Source organism: Candidatus Omnitrophota bacterium, from assembly GCA_040755155.1.
Lineage (GTDB): Bacteria > Hinthialibacterota > Hinthialibacteria > Hinthialibacterales > Hinthialibacteraceae > JBFMBP01.
In genome coordinates, this window is sequence record JBFMBP010000081.1 from 48,260 (window position 1) to 73,065 (window position 24,806).

The 24,806-nt window shown below is 51.7% G+C and carries 20 protein-coding genes and 1 other annotated feature; of the genes, 13 read left to right on the top strand and 7 right to left on the bottom strand.

Features of this window, described 5'->3' with window-relative positions:
* Positions 1-66: 66 nt before the first annotated feature.
* From AB1656_11230 to AB1656_11240, 3 genes are all read right to left on the bottom strand, one after another.
* The gene (locus AB1656_11230) at positions 67-1,182 is read right to left on the bottom strand and encodes a hypothetical protein (GenBank protein ID MEW6235951.1); all 1,116 of its coding nucleotides are present in this window, start codon (positions 1,180-1,182) and stop codon (positions 67-69) included.
* 353 nt (positions 1,183-1,535) lie between these two features.
* Complete coding sequence (gene nadD, locus AB1656_11235; protein MEW6235952.1) at positions 1,536-2,144, bottom strand: nicotinate-nucleotide adenylyltransferase; 609 nt, start codon at positions 2,142-2,144, stop codon at positions 1,536-1,538.
* Between the two features lie 180 nt (positions 2,145-2,324).
* Complete coding sequence (locus AB1656_11240) at positions 2,325-3,608, bottom strand: glutamate-5-semialdehyde dehydrogenase (protein MEW6235953.1); 1,284 nt, start codon at positions 3,606-3,608, stop codon at positions 2,325-2,327.
* Positions 3,609-3,982: 374 nt separating this feature from the next.
* Between AB1656_11240 and AB1656_11245 the strand changes: the two genes are divergently transcribed.
* Positions 3,983-4,753 carry a hypothetical protein gene (locus AB1656_11245; protein ID MEW6235954.1) on the top strand — a complete coding sequence of 257 codons (771 nt, stop codon included), beginning with the start codon at positions 3,983-3,985 and terminating at the stop codon, positions 4,751-4,753.
* 84 nt (positions 4,754-4,837) lie between these two features.
* Here AB1656_11245 and AB1656_11250 read toward each other — a convergent pair whose 3' ends face one another.
* Positions 4,838-5,452, bottom strand: coding sequence for a hypothetical protein (locus tag AB1656_11250; GenBank protein ID MEW6235955.1), 615 nt, complete (start codon positions 5,450-5,452; stop codon positions 4,838-4,840).
* A 382-nt stretch (positions 5,453-5,834) separates the two neighbouring features.
* Here AB1656_11250 and AB1656_11255 point away from each other — a divergent pair, with 382 nt between their 5' ends.
* From AB1656_11255 to AB1656_11265, 3 genes are all read left to right on the top strand, one after another.
* Positions 5,835-6,446: a prepilin-type N-terminal cleavage/methylation domain-containing protein gene (locus AB1656_11255; GenBank protein ID MEW6235956.1), complete on the top strand. Its 612-nt coding sequence runs from the start codon at positions 5,835-5,837 to the stop codon at positions 6,444-6,446.
* 261 nt (positions 6,447-6,707) lie between these two features.
* Positions 6,708-8,381 (top strand): endo-1,4-beta-xylanase, encoded by a 1,674-nt coding sequence (locus AB1656_11260; GenBank protein MEW6235957.1) that lies wholly within the window; start codon positions 6,708-6,710, stop codon positions 8,379-8,381.
* A gap of 154 nt (positions 8,382-8,535) precedes the next feature.
* A complete protein-coding gene (locus tag AB1656_11265; GenBank protein ID MEW6235958.1) occupies positions 8,536-9,777 on the top strand; it encodes a Gfo/Idh/MocA family oxidoreductase in 1,242 nt (413 codons plus the stop codon).
* Between the two features lie 167 nt (positions 9,778-9,944).
* Here the strand turns inward: AB1656_11265 and AB1656_11270 are convergent, their stop codons facing one another.
* Together AB1656_11270 and asd are read right to left on the bottom strand one after the other, a co-directional pair.
* Positions 9,945-10,196, bottom strand: coding sequence for a hypothetical protein (locus AB1656_11270; GenBank protein MEW6235959.1), 252 nt, complete (start codon positions 10,194-10,196; stop codon positions 9,945-9,947).
* 186 nt (positions 10,197-10,382) lie between these two features.
* Positions 10,383-11,453 (bottom strand): aspartate-semialdehyde dehydrogenase, encoded by a 1,071-nt coding sequence (gene asd / locus AB1656_11275; protein MEW6235960.1) that lies wholly within the window; start codon positions 11,451-11,453, stop codon positions 10,383-10,385.
* Positions 11,454-12,046: 593 nt separating this feature from the next.
* Between asd and pap the strand changes: the two genes are divergently transcribed.
* The 9 genes from pap to AB1656_11320 all read left to right on the top strand — a co-directional run bounded on the left by pap (position 12,047) and on the right by AB1656_11320 (position 22,470).
* Positions 12,047-13,534 carry a polyphosphate:AMP phosphotransferase gene (gene pap, locus AB1656_11280; GenBank protein ID MEW6235961.1) on the top strand — a complete coding sequence of 496 codons (1,488 nt, stop codon included), beginning with the start codon at positions 12,047-12,049 and terminating at the stop codon, positions 13,532-13,534.
* 128 nt (positions 13,535-13,662) lie between these two features.
* Positions 13,663-13,803, top strand: a complete 141-nt coding sequence (locus AB1656_11285; GenBank protein MEW6235962.1) for a hypothetical protein — start codon at positions 13,663-13,665, stop codon at positions 13,801-13,803.
* 158 nt (positions 13,804-13,961) lie between these two features.
* Positions 13,962-15,050 carry a PhoH family protein gene (locus AB1656_11290; protein ID MEW6235963.1) on the top strand — a complete coding sequence of 363 codons (1,089 nt, stop codon included), beginning with the start codon at positions 13,962-13,964 and terminating at the stop codon, positions 15,048-15,050.
* Positions 15,051-15,065: 15 nt separating this feature from the next.
* Complete coding sequence (locus AB1656_11295) at positions 15,066-17,549, top strand: HDIG domain-containing metalloprotein (GenBank protein ID MEW6235964.1); 2,484 nt, start codon at positions 15,066-15,068, stop codon at positions 17,547-17,549.
* Between the two features lie 24 nt (positions 17,550-17,573).
* Positions 17,574-18,056, top strand: coding sequence for an rRNA maturation RNase YbeY (gene ybeY, locus AB1656_11300; GenBank protein ID MEW6235965.1), 483 nt, complete (start codon positions 17,574-17,576; stop codon positions 18,054-18,056).
* A 123-nt stretch (positions 18,057-18,179) separates the two neighbouring features.
* Positions 18,180-19,553, top strand: coding sequence for a hemolysin family protein (locus AB1656_11305; GenBank protein MEW6235966.1), 1,374 nt, complete (start codon positions 18,180-18,182; stop codon positions 19,551-19,553).
* A 106-nt stretch (positions 19,554-19,659) separates the two neighbouring features.
* Positions 19,660-20,355, top strand: a complete 696-nt coding sequence (locus AB1656_11310; protein ID MEW6235967.1) for a DUF502 domain-containing protein — start codon at positions 19,660-19,662, stop codon at positions 20,353-20,355.
* Positions 20,356-20,415: 60 nt separating this feature from the next.
* Positions 20,416-20,647 (top strand) — a binding site (T-box leader).
* Between the two features lie 144 nt (positions 20,648-20,791).
* Positions 20,792-20,926 (top strand): hypothetical protein, encoded by a 135-nt coding sequence (locus AB1656_11315; protein ID MEW6235968.1) that lies wholly within the window; start codon positions 20,792-20,794, stop codon positions 20,924-20,926.
* Positions 20,923-22,470 (top strand): 2-isopropylmalate synthase, encoded by a 1,548-nt coding sequence (locus AB1656_11320; GenBank protein ID MEW6235969.1) that lies wholly within the window; start codon positions 20,923-20,925, stop codon positions 22,468-22,470. Before AB1656_11315 ends, AB1656_11320 begins: the two co-directional genes overlap by 4 nt.
* Positions 22,471-22,537: 67 nt before the next feature.
* Here the strand turns inward: AB1656_11320 and AB1656_11325 are convergent, their stop codons facing one another.
* Positions 22,538-24,673, bottom strand: coding sequence for a glycosyltransferase family 39 protein (locus tag AB1656_11325; GenBank protein ID MEW6235970.1), 2,136 nt, complete (start codon positions 24,671-24,673; stop codon positions 22,538-22,540).
* Between the last annotated feature and the right edge of the window lie 133 nt (positions 24,674-24,806).

Sequence of the window (24,806 nt, forward strand, 5' to 3'; positions counted from 1 at the left end):
CTGCGAAACGATCATCCTATATGGAACTCTGCGTAATGATGGAATAATGGAAAATCGCCGGGAAGATTACTCGCGCGGTTCGACGTGCATTCGCGAAGATGCTTTTTTGGCGAGCAAGGAATCCAATCCTGGGGATTTTTGGATTTTCGGCGTTTGGCTTTGAAATTTCTTCAATTGTTCGTCTACTCCATCTTCTACGATGGCGGAACCGATTTTATCGGCAATCGTTCGGGTGTTTTCGATTTCTTGTTTCAGAGCCGCGCTTTCCTGTTGCAGAATCTCGATTCGTTCCGTCTTCTTTTGGATGGCGGATTGGACTTTACTCATTCTTTCTTTCAACGCATCCAGGCTGTTGTATTCTTCGTCTTCGTCTTTTTTGGTCGAAGAGCTCGCCGCTTTTTGGAAAGCCGATTCCAAATTCTGCATATTTTGTTTCAGCGTATCCAGGGTCAGCGATAAACTCTGCGTTTCCGATGCGACGCAATCCAAAATATGGCCGAGGACTTTCTCTTTCGAACGCACCAAATCGCCGCGTAACTGGCGGATTTTTTGAATGTCCGGGCTGAGTGAGCGGGCGAACAAAAGATACTTGGATTTGATGAGGCGCAATTCCATAGCCAATTCCGTCGCCCGTTTTTCGTCGCCATGGCTGCGGGCGTTGATCATCAATCCCAATTTTTCTTCGAACGCGTCTACGACTTTGGTATCTCTTTTTTTCCGGGCCAGATCAGATTCGCTTTGCCGGACATCCTGCGCCAATTGCAATACGTCTTTTCGCCGCCTGTCGAGTTTGGGCAGTACTTCCGCATTGTCCTTATGGCCCGATTCCGCCATGCATAACAAAATCAACATCTCGTCTTCCAGGTGATTGATATCGCCGTTGATGGCGATTTCTATCTGATTCGCGATATTTTCGGATTCATCGGAAAGGGAATGATGGCGATGATACTCGATCATCTGTTTTGCCTGTTCCACCGTAGTCCACATCACGCGTCCATCGCGAATCACCCGCACCAGCCGGTGCGCCGGAGCCTGCGTCGACCGTGCGCTCTCTTCCAAGACTCCGCGCATCAAGGCGTCGAAACGGCTCAAATCCAACTTCCCATCCTTCAACAGAATCAAATCTTTGAAGGATTTGCCGGATAAAATGGATTCGAAAGAGACGAAGTCGGCTTTGTGCATGAATTTCCTTTATGGAATTGCATCTGTCCTTGGTTTGGAAGGACGAATAAAATGTATATATATGAGCCTCTTGCAAAACTATATTATTCCTCCCCCAAGCTTGGGGGAGGTTAGGAGGGTGTTGAGATAAGTCTAACAAAATCAACCCCCCTCTAACTCCCCCCAAGCTTGGGGGGAGAATTGAAAAGAAAATTATACCATTTTTGCAAGAACCTCATATGATATTGTAAATTACTCGTAAATACGTTCAATATAGATTTTACCCCGATTTTCATTAATTTAAAGAATTGGAATGAATCAGGTGAAAATCGTTCTCATCGCCTATTCTGTATAGGCGGGAAGGATAGTAAAATCTAAAGATACAATCCTTTTTCTTCAATATACCGATAAACGGCGCGGGGAAGCATATATTCGATAGAAAGGCCTTTGCGCCGCCGTTCCCGGATATCCGAAGAGGAGATGTCGATCAATGGCATATCGACATGGCATATGCGTTCTGCTTCGGCGGAGGATTGGCCGTCATTTTGCTTCTGAAAACCAGGACGGGAAAATATGGCGACGCAGAATTCTTGCAGCAGCTTATCGCCGTCTTTCCATGTCTTCAACCGGTTTTTCCAGTCCTCTCCCGTAAGGAGATTGATTTCGGCGTCCGGAAAAACTTCGTCCCGCAGATAGCGCAACGTATCGATGGTATAACAGAATTTTCCCTGTTCGATCTCGTAGCTGCAGATTTCGAAACGGGGATTGGACTCGGCGGCCAGACGCAGCATCTCGAGCCTGTCTTCTCCCGACGCCACGTTGGATTCGTTCTTATAATGCGCCACTCCCCCCGACGGGATGAAAATCACCCGGTCCAGCGAGAGCGATTCCAAAGCGGTTTGCGCCAAAATCAAATGGGCGATATGCACGGGATCGAATCCGCCGCCATAGACTCCGATGCGCTTCAACGGGATGCGTTCCATCGATTCCTTCCGTTGGAGAAGTTATACCAATTCCATTGAAAATTGTAACTAATAATTCCCTCGCACTTTGGGAGAGGGCTAGGGTGAGGGAATATTCGCTTAATACTACCAACCCTCACCTAACCTCTCCCACTCTTGGGAGAGGAATATAAAAAGCGGCAAAATCAAAGGCGATTGGTATTATTCCCGCAGATGTCCTTCGCCTAGTACTACGAATTTCTCGCAGGTCAATTCCACTAGCCCCATCGGCCCGCGCGCATGGAGCTTATCCGTGGATATCCCCATCTCCGCTCCCAGCCCGTATTCGCCGCCGTCCGAAAAGCGCGTGGAAGCGTTCACCATCACCGACGACGAATCCACATCCCGCAAAAAGCGCATAGCAGCGGAATAATGGTTGGTAACGATGGCGTCGGTATGGGCGGACGAATGAAGGGCGATATGATCGATCGCCTCGTCCATGCTATCTACGATTTTCACAGCAACGATAAGATCGAGATATTCCGTATCCCAATCCTCCGGCGTTGCGGCTATCACGGCGGGATCGATCTTTTGCGTCCGTTCGCAGCCTCTGATTTCCACACGGTTCCGCTTCAAATCCGCAATCAGATTTTTCAGAAAATCCCCCGCCATCGCTTGATGAACAAGAAAGGTTTCGGCGGCGTTGCATACTCCTGGACGTTGGATTTTGGCGTTCATGCAGATTTTATGCGCCATCTCCGCATCGGCGTCCTTGTCCACATAAACATGGCAGTTGCCATCGTAATGCTTCAGAACGGGAATTGTCGCCAGTTCTACGACGGTTTCGATCAGCGACTTGCCTCCACGCGGAATAATTACATCAACTAAACCGTTTAACCGGCACATCAACCGCACCGCCTCCCGGTCCGTCGTCTCGATAAACGAAACCGCCGCCGCTGGCAGGCCGCATTCCTTCAACGCCTCTTGCAGAATCCAGGCCAAGGCGATGTTGGAATGAATCGCTTCCGAACCGCCTCGCAGCAGGATGGCGTTACCTGATTTCAGACATAACGCCGCCGCGTCCGCCGTCACGTTGGGACGCGATTCGTAGATCAATCCAATCACGCCTATCGGAACCCGCATCTTCCCAACCCGCAATCCATTCGGACGCACGCGCATCTGCGTAATCTCTCCCGCTGGATCGGGCAGCGCGGCGACTTCTTCCAACATTTTCGCGATGCCTTCGATACGCTTATCCGACAGTTCAAGCCTGTCCAACATCGCTGAGGATAAACCTTTCTCGAGTCCGTAGGTCAGATCGAAGCGGTTTTTTTCTTGGATGGAGGCTCTCTGCTCCCGCATCCGCTCCGCCGCCGTCATAAGCGCGCGATTTTTCAGGTTAGTAGAAACGCCGGCTAAAACGCGGGAAGCTTTTTTCGCCTCTTCCGCTTTATGCCGGATATAAGTTTCCAAGTTTTCTATGGAGTTGGGGCTATTGTTCGTCATTGTTCGCCTCGCTGTTGTCAGAATCAGGATATCCAAGATGAAAGGATGGCCAGGATTTTTTTATACTGAATATCCAGATAATCCTGATTCCAACAAACAAACAACCGTCGATACATAATTAGGAAGAGTAGGCTCAAAGCCTAATCCGCCATTCTTCTATTTATATCGCTGTTTTTGAATTATAGATGGTATGCTGCCGGAATTTTAAGTCTTGAATCGGGATTCGTTGGAAAAAGAGGCGCCCCGCAGGACATTCTATATTTTTTTGCTCAAGGATTCTTCTATTCTGCCGATAATCGATAACGGGATAGTATATCCATATGTAGAATTGCGTCTTGAATCCGGCGGCAAGGCATCATTAACGGCGAATGGCAATGGTTAACGGACCGACCGCCATAGGGAGTTCTCCCCAGATTCATTATCGCCCCGATCCTGGCGAACCCGCCGTCCGTTTGTCCGCGCCTCCCCAGCAAACTGCAGGACTGGTTACGGCGCAAGAACAGCGAAACGAAACCCGCTTGCGTTCGCGAGCCATCATTAGCGGTCAGGATATTCTTTACTCCAAGCGCACGTTTACCTTAAGTTACGGCGATGGATCGCCTGTCTACAATGCGGGATTGACCACCGTCGTCACCCGTTCCGATGCCAACGGCTTTTTGCCCGACAATCCGCTCCAATCGGCGGACGCTCAGGGAAATGGCGGCAATGGACAAGAAGACGGGGAGAATGTGGACGCCGCCAATGGCGTCCAACCAGCCTCCAATCCCCAACAAGCGCTGCAACCCACGGAAGACGAACTCAACCAAACCAAACAGGACTTGGAAAACGACGACGCCCGCCTGGCGCGCAACCTCGCCCGGGCGCAACTCGAGCAAGGGCAAGCCATGCAAAGCGGCAATCCCATCCAATTCGAACAGGCTCAACGCAAGCAGCAGGAGATCGCACGCCAATTGGAAGAAAACGAAAAGGATAAACGCGAAGTCGAGCTGGACAAAATGGCGGTCAAGATGCAAGACGCTCTCGATTCCGCCGGGGCCGATGTGGAAGAAAATGGAAACACCGTTGCGGGAATGCTTGATGCTTTATTCGGATTGAGAAACGGTTCTTCGGCTCTTGCCGGAACTTTCTTCTCCCAACCCAAATAATCTCTCCTTCTCCAAGAAAAAAGGGCGAGCGTCCGGCTCGCCCTACGAGATGTTCTCGTTGATCCGTTGGCGGAAAAAAAGTTATTACTTTGCATCTCCGCCGGATTGTATTCCTAAGAGATTGAAAATCGGGTCGATCATCCACTTAAAGTAATTTTTGTAGATCATAGACAGGGATATCGTATCCCAAAAGGCGATTAATACTCCCAGAATCACCAACAAAACCACGACGTTAGCGATGATTTTCACAGAACCGCCAGCGAAGAAATCGGCGGCTTTTTCTTTCGAGGATTTTGTGGGTACTTTCGTTTTTCTGCCCCGGAGAATGCGGTCGCGGTCGCACTCCAGCGATCCCAGCGTCTCGTTAAGAAGGATATTGGCGTCGTGCCATTCGATCAGGGTTTTATTGACTTCCAGCGGACTGAGATTATGGAAGCCGCTTAGAGTAATCGTCCGTTTCACGGTGGTGAGGATCGACTGTCCGATATGAAAATCCTTCTTGATCAATTTCATGAACTGGCCGTGGTGTTCGGCGACGACTTGCTTGATCTGCTGAAATTCCGGATCGAGTTTTTTGATATCTTCGTCGGCTCCGTAAAAGGAAGTCGTTAGGATTTTGTAGAACTTATGCCAGATTTTCATCAACATCTGGATTTCGTCCATTTCCTCTTCTATTTCTTTTATGGGTACAGTAGCCACGTCTTAACCTCCTGTCCGTTCCGAAAAAATAACGCTTCCACGAAGACCCGGCTGCGTCATGGCGCAATAGGAATATATATCTTGATTTCTCGCTTTCGAAAAGAGACGCGGCCTATTTTCTTTCTTCTCTTAGGAACATCCCGCCCCTGGTTCGCGGGCTTGAGCAGGAGAAAACCGATGCTTTTTGGAAGAGTAAGTAGAAGAGCCATCTTGGCTCTTTCTTTTTCCACGAAAGAGGCTGGATGCCTCTTCTCCCCGGAGCGGCGAATAAATTATGGAGCGCCATGAGAATAAAGGTTGACTTTTTGCTGTGAAATCTGTTAAAAACGATGATAAAATAGATTTATATAATTTATATTCTATGGTTGTCCAGGAGTGGGAAATGAAAAATCGGTCGTCAGGTTTTACGTTAATCGAACTGCTTATCGTCGTAGCCATTATCGGCATTCTGGCGGCGATCGCCGTACCCAACTTTCTCAACGCCCAAGCGCGGGCCAAACTGGCCCAATGCTATGGCAATATGGCTTCATTGCGCACCGCTATCGGAATGTATGAAGCCGATAAAGGCTGGGCGCCGTGGGATAGGGGAACGGAATATGCCAATGGCAGTAGTTATATCTCGCTGACGACGCCGGTGGCATATCTTAGCGGATGGGGCGTAGTATCGGATATCTTTCCTCCCAAAAACAATATCGACCAGCGCAAGTATTACGACTACGGCGCGCCGTTGCGCTATGGGGCGGAGCCGGATACCGCCGCCGGTCAAGAACGTATCAGGGAATATAAAGCCGCAGGCGTCAGTTATGTCGTCAGTTCTTCCGGTCCCGATGGCGATACCGATTGGCCGTGGACCAGTTGGGCTGTCGGTCTTCGCGTCTTGAATACGCCCCAAAAAGCGGGAAGCAATGGCGACGGCGGAGCGTTTTTCTCCGTCAGCAACGGGCTGATTTCCGGCGGCGACATCGTCAGCACCAGCGCAAAAACGTATCAATAAAAATTAAAAGAATATTTTTACAATCGATTCGCATGTTTATAGATGAATCCGGCGCAGCTTTGTAAATAACAAGCGGCGCCGGTTACGTTTGTCTTTTACGAAACGTTTTCCCATTATATCGGTTCCATGCTCGGCAAAGGAACCGTTTTTTGTATAGGTATTATCCAAATTCCATGCGATCGTTGGGAGATAAAGATAAGGAAGAGAAGTTGGCCAATAATTTGCTATTTATATAACATTATTTTCTTGGAGTTCATCCCTATGAAAAATTCTTTCGCCTTTTATCTCGCCGCTTGCGCTGTTTTTTCCCTTTCTGCCGCTTCGGAACCCATCTCCTATAATTTAGCGGCTGAACGCGCCGGACGGCTCTTTGAAAATCTCCAATTGGATATCCCCCGCGCTCAACCTATCTTTCTGCAAAAAATGAAATTAGGCCAAGAGTGGCTGGAGGCATTGCGATCCTTGACGGCGGAGAACGCTCATGATGGCGCTGATGGCGTCGTCAAGTGGCTTATGGTATGGAATCGCTGCCGTTATGGTTCGTCGCCTTCCACGCTGATCTCCCGCGATGCTTATCGGCTGCGCGACCAATTTGCTATAAATGCGGCGGATTCCGCCAAAATCAAGGAAAGTCTGCCTTCCCTGGAGCCAATCGTCTCCGAATTGCTATATGAACTGGAAGCCATCGACCGCATCGAACGCTGCCGCCGCCGGGATATAACCATTCAAGTCGTCGATAAAAACGGACATCCTGCGCCCGGCGCCCGCGTTGCGCTCCAACAGACGCGCCACGATTTTCTTTTCGGATGCAATGTCTTCCGCTGGGAAGAAAGGGAGACGCCTTCGCAGCAATCCTATCGCCGTCTCTTCGCCCAATTAATGAATTTCGCCACCATAGGTTTTTATTGGCCCGCCTACGAGCGAGCGCCCGGCCAAACGCGCCGCGCCTATGCGGCTGGGGCTGCGAAATGGTGCTTGGAGAATGGCATTATCGTTAAAGGGCATCCCTTGGTTTGGAATTTCACCGATCCTTCCTGGCTGCCGGAGGATCCTGATAAAGCCCAGCCATTGCTTATGGCGCGCATCAAGCGCGAGATCGAAGATTTCAAAGGCTTGATCGAAATTTGGGACGTCGTCAACGAAGCCACGGTTTTCGACCGGAAATCCTTTTTGCAGCGCGCTCCCAAAACTACCCGGCTTTGGCAAAAGGCCGGGCAGATGGAATTGACGATCGAAGCCTTCAAGACGGCGCGAAAAGCCAATCCAAGAGCCGAACTCGTCATCAACGATTATTATCTCCACAATCGCGAGCAAGCCGATAACGATTCTTCCATCGAAGGCGAAAAACATGAAATCTATGAGGACGTCCTTGAAGCCCTCGTCGAAGAAAACGGCGAACCTCTTTACGATATCATTGGCGTTCAATCCCACATGCACAACGGGGCATGGCCTACGAAACATATCCTTTCCGTCGTCGACCGTTTTGCGAATTACAAAAAACCTCTCCACTTCACCGAAACCACCATTGTTTCCGGCACTAAAAAGGAGAAAGAACAATGGGAAACGACAATGGAAGGCGAATGGCGTCAAGCGGAAGAAGTCGAACGCTTTTACCGGACGGTTTTCTCCTGTCCGCAGGTGGAAGCGCTAACATGGTGGGATTTCTCCGACGACCGCGCCTGGCAGGGCGCCCCGGCGGGCTTGATCCGCAAGGACATGTCGCCCAAGTCCGCCTATGAGCGCTTGTTATCATTGATTAAAGGTGAATGGTGGACTCAGGAAGAGTTCCTATACGAAGCCGAACCAGTCCGGACGCGCGCATTTTTAGGAGATTATACTGTTGCCATTACCTCCAAAGATGGAAAAAAATGGGAAAGAAAATTTTCTCTTCAGCGGGGAGAAGAACCGATCGACATTACAATCCGCATGGATTGATTTTCGTTTTGCGTTGGGAAAATGAATTCCCGTTTAGGATGCAGCCTTGCTCATGCGGCGATGAAGGAGGATTATAACAGAGTGCAGGCGGGACCTCCGCGTTCCCTGCGCGTTTCATGAGTTATTAACCATTTCAAATCGAGGGAGAGACGGAATGACGAGTCCGAATCGAATGAATCGAAGAAGTTTCTTGGCGAAGAACGGAAGAGCGGCTTCTATGCTGGCGTCCGCGTCGTTGCTGGCCCCATCGCTCCGATCGGCGGCGGCGAACGATAAAATCCGCATGGGCTTGATCGGCTGCGGCGGTCGAGGCAGCCATCTTATGCTCATGACCCAACAGATCGATCCCGCCGTTCAATTCGCCGCCGTATGCGACGCCTCCGAACTCAAACGCAACCAGGCATTGGAGAAAGCCGCTCCCGGCGCGCAATCGTTCGTCGATCATCGCAAACTTTTGGAAATGAAAGAGATCGACGCCGTCGTCATCGCGACTCCCGAACATTTGCACGGTCCCCAGTTGATGGACGCCGTGGCGGCGGGCAAGGACGTTTACGTCGAGAAGCCGATGACCTACTCGGTGGAAGAAGGCGTTCGCATCATTAACGCCGTGCGCAAAACCGACCGCATTGTGCAAGCCGGAATGCAGCGCCGCAGCGCGCCTATGTGCATCGAAGCCAAAAAACTGGTGGATCAGGGCATCCTGGGCGATGTAACTCTGGTTCGAGCGCAATGGTATTGGAACGTTCCACCGCTTAGTCCCGAATGGAAAGTACAAGGCGACTTCAACTGGGAACTCTTCCTCGGTTCCGCACCCAAGCGGCCTTTCGATCCGATTCGCGCCGCGCAGTGGAATTGGTATTGGGACTATTCCGGCGGCATGGTAACCGGCCAAGGCGTGCATTTAATGGACTTGATTCAATGGTTCATGGGCAAAGGCGTTCCCCGCTCGGCGTCGATGCAGGGCGACTCGTATATTCTCGGCGGTGAATGCCCGGACGTTTTCAGCGTGAACTACGAATACGACGGCTTTACAGCGTCTTGGATTCTTTCCTACAACAACAGTTTCGATAATGGCTGGAAGGTAACCTTCCACGGAACCAAAGGAACGCTGGTCATCGGCGAACCCATATTCGCCGAAGGCGAAACGGGCTACCGTATTTATAAAGAGTACTGGCGGGATGTGGAGAATCGCGTTCCTATCTACAAGAGCGAAGAGGGGCTTCCCACCGAGCCGCATATCGTCAACTGGCTGGATTGCATGCGCACCCGCAAGCAGCCGAACGCCCCCGTCGAAGTAGGGCACACCGCCGCCGCCCCTTGCCATTTGGCCATCGCCGCTTTTCGTAACAAGACGGTTGCTAAACTTGATAAGGAGTGCACGAAGGTAACGCTGTAAGAAGGGAATTATATACCTAACAATAGGAAAAATGGTGGGCTACGCTTCGCTTTGAGCCCACCCTACGCAGCTATAGAAATGAAGGATGGGTCGCGTTTTTTGACCCATCGATATTTATCCGTATTTAATGGATCAATTAACACGATCCATCTTACGATCTGAATTATTTAAACCGCCGTCATCTTCTCTTGATAGAAAAGATGCCGAATGAGGAGAATTTGCAGATTGGGATGGAGTCCCTTGAGGAAGGAGCGGCGGGCTTCAAATTGGGGGGTATGCGCTAGTTTTTCGCAGGCGCTTAATAGGGCGGAGAGATTATCCCACTTACGTTCTTCGAATTCCTCATCCGGCAGGTTTTCCGCCTGCGTTACGATTTCGGAACCAAGGATTCGGATTAAATCATCCCGTGAAATCATCATAGCGCCGCCTCGCCGATCGGCGGAATCAAGGGAAGGACGGAGGCGGCGCCCCCGTCCTTCATTTTGGACACTCTTTTTTCTCTCCCAAGCTTGGGGGGAGTTAGAGGGGGGTGATTTTGTTGAATTTAAAACAACCCCCTCCTTAGCCTCCCCCAAACTTGGGGGAGGAATGAAGGAAATACGCGATTAAATATAGCCCTTCGTCATCAAATATTCCGCCACCATCAACTCGCCTTTGGCGGCGCCGCGCTTGGTATTGTGGGAGAGTGAGCAATACTTGAGGCCCCTCTCGCCGAACACTTCGTCCTGGCGGATGCGTCCGACAACTGTGGTCATGCCATCGCCTAATTCGCGATCCAATCGCGGTTGCGGACGGTTGTCTTCTTCCTTAACGATGATGGTCTCTTCCGGCGCCGAAGGCAGGTCGCCGAACGTTTTGCGGCATTGGACGTTGTAATCTGCAATGATCTTCTTGTAATCGGCGGGGGAGCACGGTTTTTCCGTCTCTACGAATATGGAGAGAAAATGCCCATCGATCGTGGGAACCCGCGTACAGGTGCAACTAACGGGGAAATTCGCGTTTTGGATGGAATCGCCCGCCATTTTTCCCAGCGTCTTCACTGTTTCCAGGGTTACTTTGCCTTCTTCTTTGGCGATGTAGGGTATGACGTTATCGACGATGTCCAAGGCGGGGTTGCCGGGATATCCGGCGCCGGAAAGCGCCTGCATCGAGGTCATGAATACGCGCCGGACGCCGCAGGCTTCGTAGAGCGGCTTGAGCGAGATGATGAGTCCCATCGTGGTGCAATTTGGTCCCGGAACGACGAATCCTTTCCATCCCCGATGCTTGCGCTGCTTCTCGATCAATGGCGCATGGCCGGCGTTCACTTCCGGCACGAGAATGGGCACGTCTTCTTCGTAACGGTAGGCGGACGCCGTGCTGATGACTGGTTTCTTTTCGGCGCAACGGCCTTCGGTCTCTTTGGCGACGTCGGAAGGAAGAGCGGAAAAAACAATGTCGTATGGCTCCAATTCCCCAGCGGCGTCCTCTGTGTTTTTCACCGTCATTGAGGCGATCTCTTTGGGAAGCGGAGTGGGGGAGTGCCACGACGCCGCTTCGCCGTAGGTTTTCCCCGCCGAACGTCCCGAAGCGTACAGCCCCGAAATTTCAAACCATGGATGTCCGAACAGAGCTTCCAAAAATTGTTGTCCGGCCACCCCCGTCGCGCCTAAAATCGCAGCCTTCTTCTTTTGCATGATTGCATTCTCCAATGATTGAGTGAACGAATTCCCGGCTTTTCTCGTCAAGAAACAACCGCGATAAACCTCTAATTTTATCGTATGGAAAAGGGAACTAAAAGTGCAATGAGGGGAAATGGCGAATTCTTCCGCTGAAATGTTCTCATTGGATATTTGTTAACCCTATTCGTTTTTGAGGGAGAATAATTTACTTATGTTACGCGCCTGGGAGCGCAGGCGTCCCGCCTGCATAGTTTTTCGTTGTTGCGGGCGAGGGCGCCCGCGCACCCAGGAAAGTATAATTATATTGGTTTATCGGTCTTTTGAGAGCAAGCGTTCGATCCTATCCAATTTCGTATAAATCATGTATAGCAAGACGAGAAAAACAACCGGGACGGCAATTCCAAGCGCCATAAGCGGAAGCATAATAAAAATCTCCATGAGCATCTTCTCCTTCTCCTTATAGAATCGATTTGGCATAAATCGCAAAATTACGGATAATTTATATAAGGTAATACGCCTAGGGGCGCCCTTTATTTCATAATCATTCTATTTCATGCTAATAAATGCTGCGAGGATTATACAACCATTCGATGCCGGAGGATGCCGATATGCTGGAAAATCTCGACTTGACCCCATCGCTTTCCAAGGAAGAGTTCAAGGAATACATTACTCCCCTAGAAGATCGGCTGCGGGATTTGCAGCGCGAGATCGTTGATAAAAAACGGCCTGTTCTGCTGGTCTTCGAAGGAATGGAGAGCTGCGGCAAAGGCGACAGCATTCGCCAAGTGGTTTCTCCCCTCGATCCGCGCGGTTTTAAAGTATACTTGACGCGCATGGAGATGAACGAGGAAGAACTTTTACGGCCTCCCCTTTGGCGTTATTGGTTGAATATTCCCGGAAAAGGAACCATCGGCATCTTCGATAAGGCCTGGTATTTTCCCGCCATCGCCCAAAGAGTGCAGGGAGAACTCAGCGATCATTCCTGGAGCAACCGCAAGGATGAGATCAAGCAATTCGAACGGCAATTGGTGGATGATGGAACCATTCTCATCAAAATTTGGCTTCATATCAGCAAGAAAGAACAGAAAAAGCGCTTCAAAGTCATGGAAAAAAGCGCTTACGAAGGCTGGCGCGTTACTCAGGAAAACTGGGAGGAACATAAACAGTTCGATAAATATGTCGCCGCCGCCGACGAAATTCTGGTCGAAACCGATACGCCTTACGCTCCCTGGACGCTCGTTCCCGCCACGGATCGCCGCTACCGCCGAGCCGTGATTCTGCGCGCGATCGTCGAAACGCTGGAGCGATCTCTTGGCGCTCCGCCCAAGCCGGAGACGAAAATCAGCGCCGTCCCCGCTTCCACCGAAACCCGGCATATCGCCGGCTTGACGGTTCTTGAACGCGTGGATCCGACGATCTCCATTTCCCCCGAAGAATACCGCGAACAGTTGAACGCAAGCCAACAGCGGCTGAGGGAATTGGAATTCGCCTGCTATGCGAAGCGGATTCCCGTCGTTATCGTTTACGAAGGATGGGATGCCGGAGGCAAGGGAGGAAACATTAAGCGCGTAACCGACAAACTCGATCCTCGCGGCTATAACGTCATTCCCATCGCCGCGCCCAGCGGCGATGAAGCCACGCATCATTATTTATGGCGTTTTTGGCGGCATCTGCCCAAGGCGGGTCATTTCGCCATCTTCGACCGTTCCTGGTATGGCCGGGTGATGGTGGAGCGCATCGAAGGATTTTGCAAGGAAGAGGAATGGAAGCGGGCTTTCTACGAGATCAACGAATTCGAACGCCATCTCGCTCATTTTGGCACGGTCATCGTCAAATTTTGGATTCACATCAGCAAAGACGAACAATTGCGCCGCTTCGAAGAACGCAAAACCATACCCCACAAGAGTTATAAACTGACCGATGAGGATTGGCGCAATCGGGAAAAATGGGATATTTACGCAACGGCCGTCAACGAAATGATCGAACGCACCAGCACCAATTACGCCCCTTGGACTATCGTCGAAGGCGATTGCAAACTGTACGCCCGCGTCAAAGCGTTGAATACGATCGTGGACGCGATCGAAGGGAAACTCTAAAAGGCCAATAGGGAGAAGAATGGCGGGCTGCGCTTCGCTTTGATCCCACCCTACGCAATGGGATTAATAAGTTGTTGACAACCTTTTGGGATATTGGTAGACTTCTCATCGACGATGAACGAAATTTCATGCGATATGGATGGGCGCCCCCCATCAACCGGCTTGCCGGTTCGAATATGGAAGCCTCTTCAGCCGTTCCCGGCGATTATATGGCGTTTTTTTACGTCCATCTTTCGCTTGACGAACGTGAGGAAGGGTTCTGCCGATAATTTTTTATTACCTTATGAGAATTATACTGTCTGCATCCTCCCATCTTTCTTTCCTTTGCCGCCTATAAAAGCCGGCTATTGCTCCCCTCGGACTTGCGCGATGAATTCCATGACCGTTAATGAGGTTAAACAATAAAGTTATGAAAACGATCTCTATGATGGAGGAGACCGATAACAAGAATAGCCTGAGCGGCTCCCCAGCCGCCAATGCCGTAGAAATCCGGCAGACGATCCGTTTGATCAACCTGGAAGAGAGCCGTGATCTCTTCGGCGCCCGCGATGAAAATCTTCGTCTGCTGCGGGAGCATTTCGCCGCCCGCATCGTCGCTCGCGGCGATACTATCGCTCTCTCCGGCCATCCGGACGAAGTGGCGGCCATCGCCTCCGTATTCGAAGATCTGCTCAAACTGGTGCGCCAGGGCGACCGCATCACCCGCCGGGACGTGGAATACGTTCTCGCTTATTCCCAGCAAAAAGCGGCTTCTCCCGCCACGGACGTCTTTACGCCTATTACTATGCCGTTGCGGGGGAAAAAAGGGATTATCAAACCCAAAACCTTCGGGCAGCGCCAATACGTCAACGCCATCGCCCAAAACGACATCGTCTTCGGCATCGGTCCGGCGGGCACGGGAAAAACCTACCTCGCCATGGCCGCCGCCATTTCCGCCCTGGAGCGGAAGCAGGTGAGACGGATCATCCTGGCCCGGCCCGCTGTGGAAGCGGGGGAATCGCTGGGATTTCTGCCCGGCGATCTCCAAGCCAAAGTCGATCCGTTTCTGCGCCCGCTTTATGACGCTCTCTATGACATGCTCAACGCCGATTTGGTTCATCGCTACATCGAACAGAGCGTCGTGGAAATCGCGCCGCTCGCTTATATGAGAGGCCGCACGCTCAACAGCTCGTTCGTCGTTTTGGACGAAGCTCAGAATTCCACCAGCGAACAGATGAAAATGTTTCTTACCCGGTTGGGCTTCGATTCCAAAACCGTCATCACCGGCGATATCACCCAGATCGATCTTCCCTCCGGCCGCAAAAGCGGCTTGATCGAAGTGAGCGATCTTCTTAAGAATATCGATGGCATCGCTTTCGTCCGGTTCAACCAACAAGACATCGTGCGCCATCCTTTAGTGCAGAAGATCATCGCTGCGTATGAAGAGAGAGACAAGGAACTGAATAAAGACGACTCCGTTGCGCGGAATCGCGCCGAGTCCCATCGAGTTACCAACTCGAATGAGACGGGAGAATAAACCCGTTCCCAGATCATGAACTCGACTACCCACAATTCGGATAAAAAGAAGCCTTGGACGATTCGGAAGGGACGCCATGCCTGGAAAAACCGTCTTCAAGGAATTCTCGATAGAATTAAGCCGCACGCTTCCTATTACGGCGCGTTGACGGCGGCCGTCATCATTATTTATTCTTTGATCCGCCCTCCTTCGGCGATCGATTTGAGCCGATTCCAACTCGATCGTCCTTCCCCCCGCGTGATCCAGGCTCCATTCGAATTCGATTACGTCGACGAGGAAGCCACGGAAGCGGAACGGCTCAAGCAGGAAGAATACGAACCGCCCGTGTATAACAGGTTGCAGGAAAAATCCGAGCAGATGCATCAGCATCTGCAAACGATCGTCGATCGTTTCCGCAAAACGCCCCGCAAGGACAACGAAGACCTCGAAACGTGGATTCGATCCATGCTGGATGGAACCGGCGTGGCGCTGGAAAATAGTATTTACAATCCCGAAAGGGAACTTCCGGAAGACATCCCCCGCACGACGTACGACAGTCTACTCTTTTACAGGCAATTCGAAACTCTTTGGAATATCATTTTGACGAGCGCAAAAGAGGCGGAAGGTTTGGGAATCGCCGACAACGCGGCCCCATTGCGCAAGGAGGAATTCTATTCCAACAATCTGGCGGTCGGCGTGGAACTGATCGATGCGCAGGGAAATCGCAGCATCTCGCCCGCCGTTCTGGAAATCAGGACGCAACAGGAATTTTTCGACAAATACCGCCAGAAAATCGAAGCCGCCTTTCCCGATGAGAACAAAGATTACGCCGCCCGGGAATTGGCGATAGACCTGATCCACTGCGTCTATACCGGCCACAGCCTTATTTTCAATAAAAAGGAGACCGAAGCCAAGCGCGAGGCGGCCCGGAATCGAGTCGGCGATGTCGTCAACCACGTCAATAAGGAAGATACATTAATCGGAAAGAACGATATCGTTACGAGCAAGCATTTGCAGAAACTTCAGGCGTTGCACAACCGCATCCGCATTTCCCTTTATTCGGAAATCGGCTATTTCATCATGGCTTTTCTCTTAGTTCTTCTAGTGTTGAAATACCTAAAAATCTACAATCGCGACATTGCCGAAGATGCGCGCAAAGTCTTTGTGATCTTTGCGGGGATGATTCTCGTTCTTATCCTAGCCCGCATCGTCGGCCAATTGTCGCTGCTCGATATGGGGAGCAATACGTTGAAGCAGGTCGGCTACGCCGTACCCGTCGGCGCTCTCGGCGTCATTGTAACGCTTCTCGCATGTCCGCGGTTGGCGGCCTTTTTGTGCGTATTCTGTTCGCTTTATATGGGCGTCATCTTCGCGGGAGGCTCCGATTTTCAAAGTTTGAACTACGTCATCGTCGCCATTGTCACTTCCTGCGGCGCCATTTACGCCGTCTCCCGCATCCGTCAGCGCAGCGATCTGTACCGCGCCGGGGGTATGGCTATGCTGTTGGCCAATCTCATGATCTTAGCCATATCGTTGCAACAGCACAAAACCTTCGAGCAATTCATTTTGCACGCTCATGAAGTGAAATATTCCTTGATCTGGGGCGCGGTCAATGGCGGCTTGATTTCCGTTCTATCCATGGCTCTCTTGCCTTTATTCGAGGATTTCTTCGGCGTGACGACGGATATGAAATTACTCGAATTGAGCCACAAGAACGAACTTATGCAGCGGCTCGAACAGGAAGCCCCCGGCTCCTATCAGCACAGCATGCGCGTGGCCACATTGGCCGAGTCGGCGGCGGAGTCGATCGGAGCCAATGCCCTTCTCACCCGCGTGGGCTGCTATTACCACGATATCGGTAAAATGGTGAAACCCCAATATTTCGTCGAAAACCAGCAAACCCGCGCCGATAAGGCCAAACACGAGAAAATCAAACCGACCATGAGTTGCTTCATCATCCGCAGCCACGTGAAGCATGGAATGGAACTGGCGGAAGAATATCATCTGCCCCAGGTGATCCGCCATTTCATTCCCGAACATCACGGAACGACGTTGATGACCTACTTTTACCACCAGGCGCTCGCCGCTCAGGAGACGGAAGGCGCCGTCAAGGAAGAAGATTATCGTTATCCGGGGCCGAAGCCTCAGTCCAAGGAGACGGCGATCGTCATGCTGGCGGACGCGCTGGAAGCGGTTTCCCGCACGTTGAAAAATCCGTCGGAAGGAGAAGTGCGCCAGCTGGTCCGCAAGATGATCAACGACCGCTACATGGACGAGCAATTCGATGAGTGCGACCTGACGCTGCGCGATCTTCACAAACTTTTCCTTGCGTTTTCCGACTCTATCATTCACATGCTGCACCAACGCATCGAATATCCAGAGGCGCCTAAACCCAAAGAGAAAACGGAGGAAAAAGAGCTGCCGAAAGAGGAGCCGCTCGCGGCCGCCGCCGTCTCGGCGAAGCCGGAAGAGAAGAAAGAAAACGGCGAAAAAACGAAGCTGGAAAAGAGCGCCGTTTGAATAATGGGGCGGGAAAATTGGGAGATGGATGTTTTTATCGAAGCGGCGTATAATCGGGAGGATGTGGACCTGGAGCGGCATGAGCGATTCGCCCGCCTGCTGCTGGAAGCGGCGAGCGAGCGGGATGGCGAACTGAGCGTCGCCCTAGTGGACGATGCGGCCATCCAGGAACTGAACCTCCGCTATCGAGGCGTCGATGCGCCTACCGACGTGTTGTCTTTTTCGCTGCGAGAGGGCGAACCTGTCGGCCTGTCCCATGCGCTGGGGGATATCGTCGTTTCCGTGGAGACGGCGGAGCGCCAGTCTGGCCGATTCGGCCATTCCCTGGCGGAGGAAATCGACGAGTTGTTGTTTCATGGTTTTCTCCATCTTTTGGGATGCGATCATGAAAACGATTCCATCCGAAATTGGATGGAGAGAGAATTCTCGCTGCGGATGGATCTTCAACGGTTGAATGCGCCGCATATTCCAAAAGGATTGATCGGCGGCGATCATCATATCGAATAGAGAGGGGAGGAGAGACTGGCGCTTTTTAATTGTTCGGTAAGGGGCGCCTAAATTTAGGATATGCAAGATATTCTGCGTATGGGTGCGATAATCGTTTCGGCTGTGGAATCGGGGAAAATGGACATGGCAGCGAGCGCGGATGAGACGAATCTTCTCATCCAGGCGGTTGTATTTGTTCTCTGCGTATTGGCTTCCGCCTTCTTTTCCGGGGCCGAGACGGCGTTGACTTCCATGACGAAGATCCGCGTCAAGCGGCTATTCGGCGAGGGGGAAGAAGTCTATAAAAAATTGGAGCCGTGGCTGCACAATCCAAACCACTTTCTCGCCACGATTCTTGTAGGAAACAATTTCGTCAATATTCTCGCTTCGGTTTTGGCGGCGAATATTTGCGAAACCATCCTCCTCACTTGGTTTTCCGCTTCCATCGCATTCGCTTACGGTTCCGCCGTGGCTGTCGCTATCGCCACATTCCTGCTGCTCGTCTTCGGCGAGATTGTCCCCAAAACGTACAGCAAAGAGCACGCCGTTCGCATCTCCCAAAAGGTAATCGGCCCTTTGAGCGCTATGTACCGGGTTTTGCGGCCCGTGATCGCCCTTTTTCTGTTTCTATCGAATTCGATCATTCGCCTTTTCGGCGGACCGGCGATTAAGGAACTTTCCACGTTGACGGAGGACGATATCCGAGCCTTGATCGAAATGAGCGAAAAGGAGGGGGTGCTTGAAGAAGAAGAGCGAGAGATGATTCACAGCATCATCGATTTCGGCGACCTTCACGTCAACGAAATTATGACCCCGCGCGTTGATTTTCACGCCATCAACGTGGATCTTTCCTGGGATCGCGCCAAGGAAGAAGCGGTCAAGCACGGTCATTCGCGCATACCCGTTTACGAAAACGACCTGGACCATATCGTCGGCGTACTCTACGTCAAGGATTTGCTGCGGGAGGGAAACGGCCATTCCCATATCGTCCTTCGCGATATTTTGCGCCCCTCTCTGATTGTGCCTGAAACCAAAAAGGTGAGCGAATTGCTCACAATGTTCCGTAAAGAGAAAAATCACATGGCCATCGTCGTGGACGAGTATGGACTCACGACGGGACTGGTCACCATCGAAGACGCCTTGGAAGAGATCGTCGGCGACATTCAGGACGAATACGACGATGAACTGCCGGAATACGAAATCGGTGAAGATGGCGCTATCGTGGCCGACGCCAAGATCAATCTGTACGATCTTTCGGAACTCTTGGAAGAGGAATTTCCGGAGGAAGACGTGAAAACATTAGGCGGTTTCATCTCTTCGATTTCGGGAACGGTACCGGAAATCGGAGAAGAAGTCCGTTATAAGGATTTTCTCTTCGTCATCCTCGATTCCGACGAACGGCGCATTATCCGCGTGAAAATCGTCCGCGAGGCGAAGGACTCCCCTGAAGCGAATTCCCGCCCGGAAAAGGAACGAAACGATCGCCATCAAGCCGATGAACCTAAAAATAATAGTTAATGATTCGTAGGGAGGCTCCGGCGGCGCCCTTCGCGATTATGACGCGCCCCATTCGCCTATTACGCGAAAGGGGATCATTGTAGGCATCGAATTAGGAGATAAAATTTTGCTGCGGCGATTTCGTAACTATTTTTTATCCGGTTTGTTGGTCGTCGTGCCCATCGGGGTGACGATTTGGATTATCTGGGGCATCTTCGTTTTCCTGGATGCATGGTTCCAAGACCTATTGGTTTATTATGATTTGACCGAAACCCTCAAAACCGGGGGATGGTTTATTCCCCAATACGGCGTCGGATTCCTTTTGACGATTTTAATCATCGGCGTGCTCGGCTTTACGACCCAGTTGTATATCGGGCGCAAAATTTTCGATCTTGTGGATTTGTTGTTTCTCCGCACGCCTTTCATTTCTACTCTCTACAAAGGCTTGAAGCAGATTAGCGAAGCTCTCATGGGCAAGCGCACTCAATTATTCGAAAAAGTCGTTTTGATCGAATACCCGCGCAAGGGCATCTATTCGTTCGGCTTCGTAACGGGAAAAGATAACGGGCGAATCGAAAAGATTACGGGGAAGCGCCTATTTTACGTTTTTCTGCCTACAACGCCAAATCCCACTTCCGGCTATTTCCTCATCATTCCGGAAGAGGAGTGCGCTCTCGTGAACATGTCCGTCGAGGACGCCATGAAAATGGTCATTTCCGGAGGCATGGTGTCGCCGCCCATTCCTATCTCTTCCCAGAACTTCGATGTCGCTTCTCCGCCGAAACAGGAAAAGAAATCCAAAGCCGCCGTTTTGCATGATTAATGAGAAATCCCCTTGACGGATTGAGATTAATAATTACAATTCTTTTTTCATATGTTTTTCTTAAAGGCTGGGAAGAGGAGTAGTAAGCGTATTCCCTAAGGATGGAGAGAGCCGGTGGGTGGTGCGAACCGGTTCCTAGGAGCGCTGAACTCGCCTCGGAGCTGCCTCCGTGAACGCCGCGTTAGCGGTCAATAGCGCAGGACGGGCCGCGACCGTAACATCGCGCAAAGAAGGGCGTTCTCTCTAAAACGCCGAAACAGGGTGGTACCGCGAATCCAACCTCGCCCCTGAAATGGGACGGGGATTTTTTGTTTTATAGGGCAAAACGAATGCGCCGTTGAAAAAATTCCCTCACCCTAATCCTCTCCCAAAGGGCGAGGGAACAATTTCGGTGAGATGAAAAACGAGGTTCTTCCGGCGAGAGGAGGTGATGATCGTGTCGGACCTGCTTGGCGAATTATCCGGCGAAAGCGACCTTGACGACCTTAAAAGCAAGACGAAACAAGAACCGTTAGCCGGCGGAATGACGACGATCGTCGCCGCCTATCCAGAAAGGAAGACAGTATCATGAGCGATAAAATCATTATTTTCGATACGACGCTGCGGGATGGCGAGCAATCGCCCGGCTTTAGCATGAATTTGCAGGAAAAATTGGAATTCGCCTTTCAATTGAAACGCCTAGGCGTCGACGTGATTGAGGCGGGATTCCCCATCTCCTCCATCGGCGATTTCGAATCCGTCAAAGCCATCGCCCAGCAAGTGGACGGCCCGCAAATCTGCGGCCTGGCCCGCGCCATGGACAAGGACATCGATCGCTGTTGGGAAGCGGTGCAGCATTCCAAGAATCCCCGTATTCACACTTTCATCGCCACCAGCTCCGTTCACGTGGAAAAGAAACTGAAGAAAACGCGGCAGGAAGTGCGCGACATCGCCGTCAATGCCGTCAAGCGCGCCAAGCAATATACGGACAACGTGGAATTTTCGACGGAAGACGCGGCGCGCACCGAGCGGGATTACATCTGCGAGGTTGTGGAAGCCGCTATCGATGCGGGCGCTTCGACGGTCAATATTCCCGACACGGTCGGATATTCCAATCCTTGGGAATACGGCGCGTTGATCGAATATATCTTCGAAAAAGTTCCCAATGTCGGCCAGGCGATTATCAGCGTCCATTGCCATAACGATTTGGGATTGGCCGTAGCCAACTCGCTGGCCGCCGTGCGCATGGGCGCCCGCCAGATCGAATGCACCATCAACGGCATCGGCGAACGGGCGGGCAACGCTTCGCTGGAAGAAGTGGTGATGAACATCAAAACGCGCCGCGACTTTTTCTCGTTCCATACGGACATCCGCACGGAGCAGATTTATCCCGCCAGCCGCCTGTTGACGCGATTCACCGGCATCCCCGTTCAGCCCAACAAAGCCATCGTCGGCGCCAATGCGTTCGCGCATGAGGCGGGCATCCATCAGGACGGCGTTTTGAAGGAGCGCACCACCTACGAAATTATGTCTCCCCAATCGGTGGGTTGGAGCGGCAGTTCTATGGTTTTGGGCAAGCATTCAGGCCGCCACGCCTTCGTCACCCGCATGAAGGAATTGGGTTTCTCTCTCGATGACGCGGCGCTGGAAAAAGCCTTTGCGGCGTTTAAGGATTTGGCGGATTTGAAGAAAACCGTTTTCGACGAAGATTTGATCGTCATCGTCGACGAACAATCGCGCGCTTCCGACTACGCCCGCTACGCCCTCGACGACTTTTCCATCAGCATCGGCCAAGATAAAAAGCCCAAGGCTTCCGTGCGTCTGCGTTCCAACGGCGACATTCTGGAAGGCAGCGGAACCGGCGACGGCGCGTTGGATGCGGTCTTTTCCGTCATTAAGAATCTAACAAACATGGAAGACGCCGTGCTGGTGGATTACCACGTCGGCGCCGTCACGCGGGGAACCGACGCCCTCGGTTCGGCGAACATCACCATCAACTCAGGCGGACGCGAAGCCGTCGGCCGCGGCGCCGATACCGACGTGATCCGCGCCAGCATCCAAGCGTTCATTAACGCCATCAACCGCCTCTGCGGCGATATCGCCGCCCAGAAGGGCGGTAAAGAACCGAATCCGTAAGATGGAATAAAATGAAAAACGAAGGAAGAGAGCCGCTTACCCCAGCGGCTCTCTTTTTGCATAGAGACTACAAATTCACTTCATACGCCGTAAACAACAAACTTCCATGAACGTCCTTATGCGCCGTTTCCCTTCCTCCAGGATACGATTGCCGCAAGCGAGAGACGTAGCGGTTGTTGGCTTTGATGAGCATAAAGATAACCGGACCGCGACGGGAGATTTTTCTCGTTAAAAATTCTTCTGGATTGGGAACGTTTTCGCCTTTCGCTTCCGGAGCCAGGAAGCGGATGTTTCCGTATTCGAAATAGAAATAGGGCATCCCGAAGAAATACGTATACGCCGTGGGTCCCGCCTTATGCAGAAACCGCGCGGCGCGGGTGGAATCTTCCAAATATTGAGGCTCCGCCATGATCTGGTGGAAATATCGGTGCGCGCTTGCAATCAAAAGCAAAGACGCCGCTCCAACCAAGAGAACGTTGCGTCCATACGCCGAAAGCTGCAGTGCGGCGCTTAAGCGCTCGACGGCGCCATAGGCCATCGGCGCCGCGATGAGAATTAGATATGGAATAACTCCGATTAGCCGCTGGTAGGATGGAGGATTGTTGGTCAACGCCGATCCGGCGAGCAGATTGACGATCGTCCAAAATAACAATAAAACTGCCGCTGGCTTTGGAATTTTTATAAATAAAAAGAGGCAGCCAGCGGTGAAGAAAATAGCGTGAGCCGGGTCCAACATGCCTCCGTAAAGTTTGTTGACGAGATAGGGGCTGCTGTCGGGAACGCTGATCGGCGCAAATAGGCTGAGTTCGATTTGATCGTGGACGATTTTCAAGGCGGGCGTTCCTGGCGGATAGCGCTTCAACAAAAAATCCCGCCCTGTCTTTCCTAGAGCGCTGACGCTGTCGGCGCGGGAATAAACCGTGTAGGGATTGTTGAGATAATTGCCAATCAACGGCGCCGCCGCCGTTGCGAGCGCCAACAGATAAGCCGCCAATCCCCAAAGCGCAAAACGGAGGGGAATGATTCTCGTCAGCGTCAACAGCAGCAGCGAGGCCAATACTAGCGGCGGCAGCAACTGCGTTGCTTGGTAAGACAACAAACCGATGGCCGAGACGATTCCGGCGAAGATCATGGCCCGCAGTTCTTTTTCCTGGATGGCGCGAATAAAGAAATACATAGCCGTAGCGGTGAAGAATACCGTTTGGTTGTACCCCGTGCCCATGCGGGAAAAATGGACGATAAAAGAGGACGAGGCGAACATCAACGCCGCCAGCGCCGCCGCTTTGGGAAGCAGAAAACGCCGCGCCAACAAATAGAAAACAGGAACGCAGGCAACGCCGATCATAGCGCCGGTCATTCTCATTCCCAACAAATTGTCGCCGAAAAGCCACATGCCCCATGCTGGAATAAGGAAGAAAAGATTGGGGATATGATACCAGCCCGGATAGAAGAGATTCCACTGGCCGGAATTCCGCGTCTGGAGGCCATATAGCGCCGTTTCCGCTTCGTCGCCGTGGACGTCGGTGGGATAGGAAGTCGAGGCGATTCCATATAAACAGACGGCGATAAGGACGGCAATTAAGGCGCCGGTATTGGCCCACGGCGCCGATTGCGCTTTTTTCGAAGATGCGTCCTCCTCCGCTGTTTCCCATGGCGCCGTTGGTTTCGAAGGGAATGGAAAAGCGAAAGGAAGCGAAGCGATCCGCCAAGAGAAAAAATCGCCGCCGTCTTTTTTTCTTTTGGGGAACAAAGGATACAACAAAAAATAAAGACTCGTTCCCCAGGCGATCATGGGCGCATACCAAGGGATGCGAATTCCGGCTATCGTTGTATGCCCTAAATAATAGGTTTGCAAGAAAACTGACGCCGCCCCCGCCGCGAGGATGAGAGCGATCCTTGCAGGCCGATAAGGAAACGAAAAAGGCGTCTCCTTTTTCCAGCGTTCTACGGCCAGCAGCGAGCGTCCGCCTTCCTTAGCCGACAGAATGGCGAGCAGCCCAGAGGCTAGCCAAAAACCGATGGATGGAATATGGGGATCGCGTCCCGCCGCTAATGTTTGTTCCTTCCATGCGGCGGCGAAGGCAATAAGACAGGCGATGAGAATTGACAACTTCGCCGGACGTTTGCGGATTCGTTCATGATAGAAAGCGATCGATCCGCCAAGCAAAGCGGCGAATAAAAGAAAATAGGAATTTGAAAGCATGGTTTCCTAGCGTGAGTTTATTATATATCCTGTTGACCTCTTCACATAACTTGAATTATAAGAGCAAATTAGATAGAGTTGGAGGTGTATACACTGAGCCCTTGGAATTGCGGTCGAGTCAGATGAGTCGACT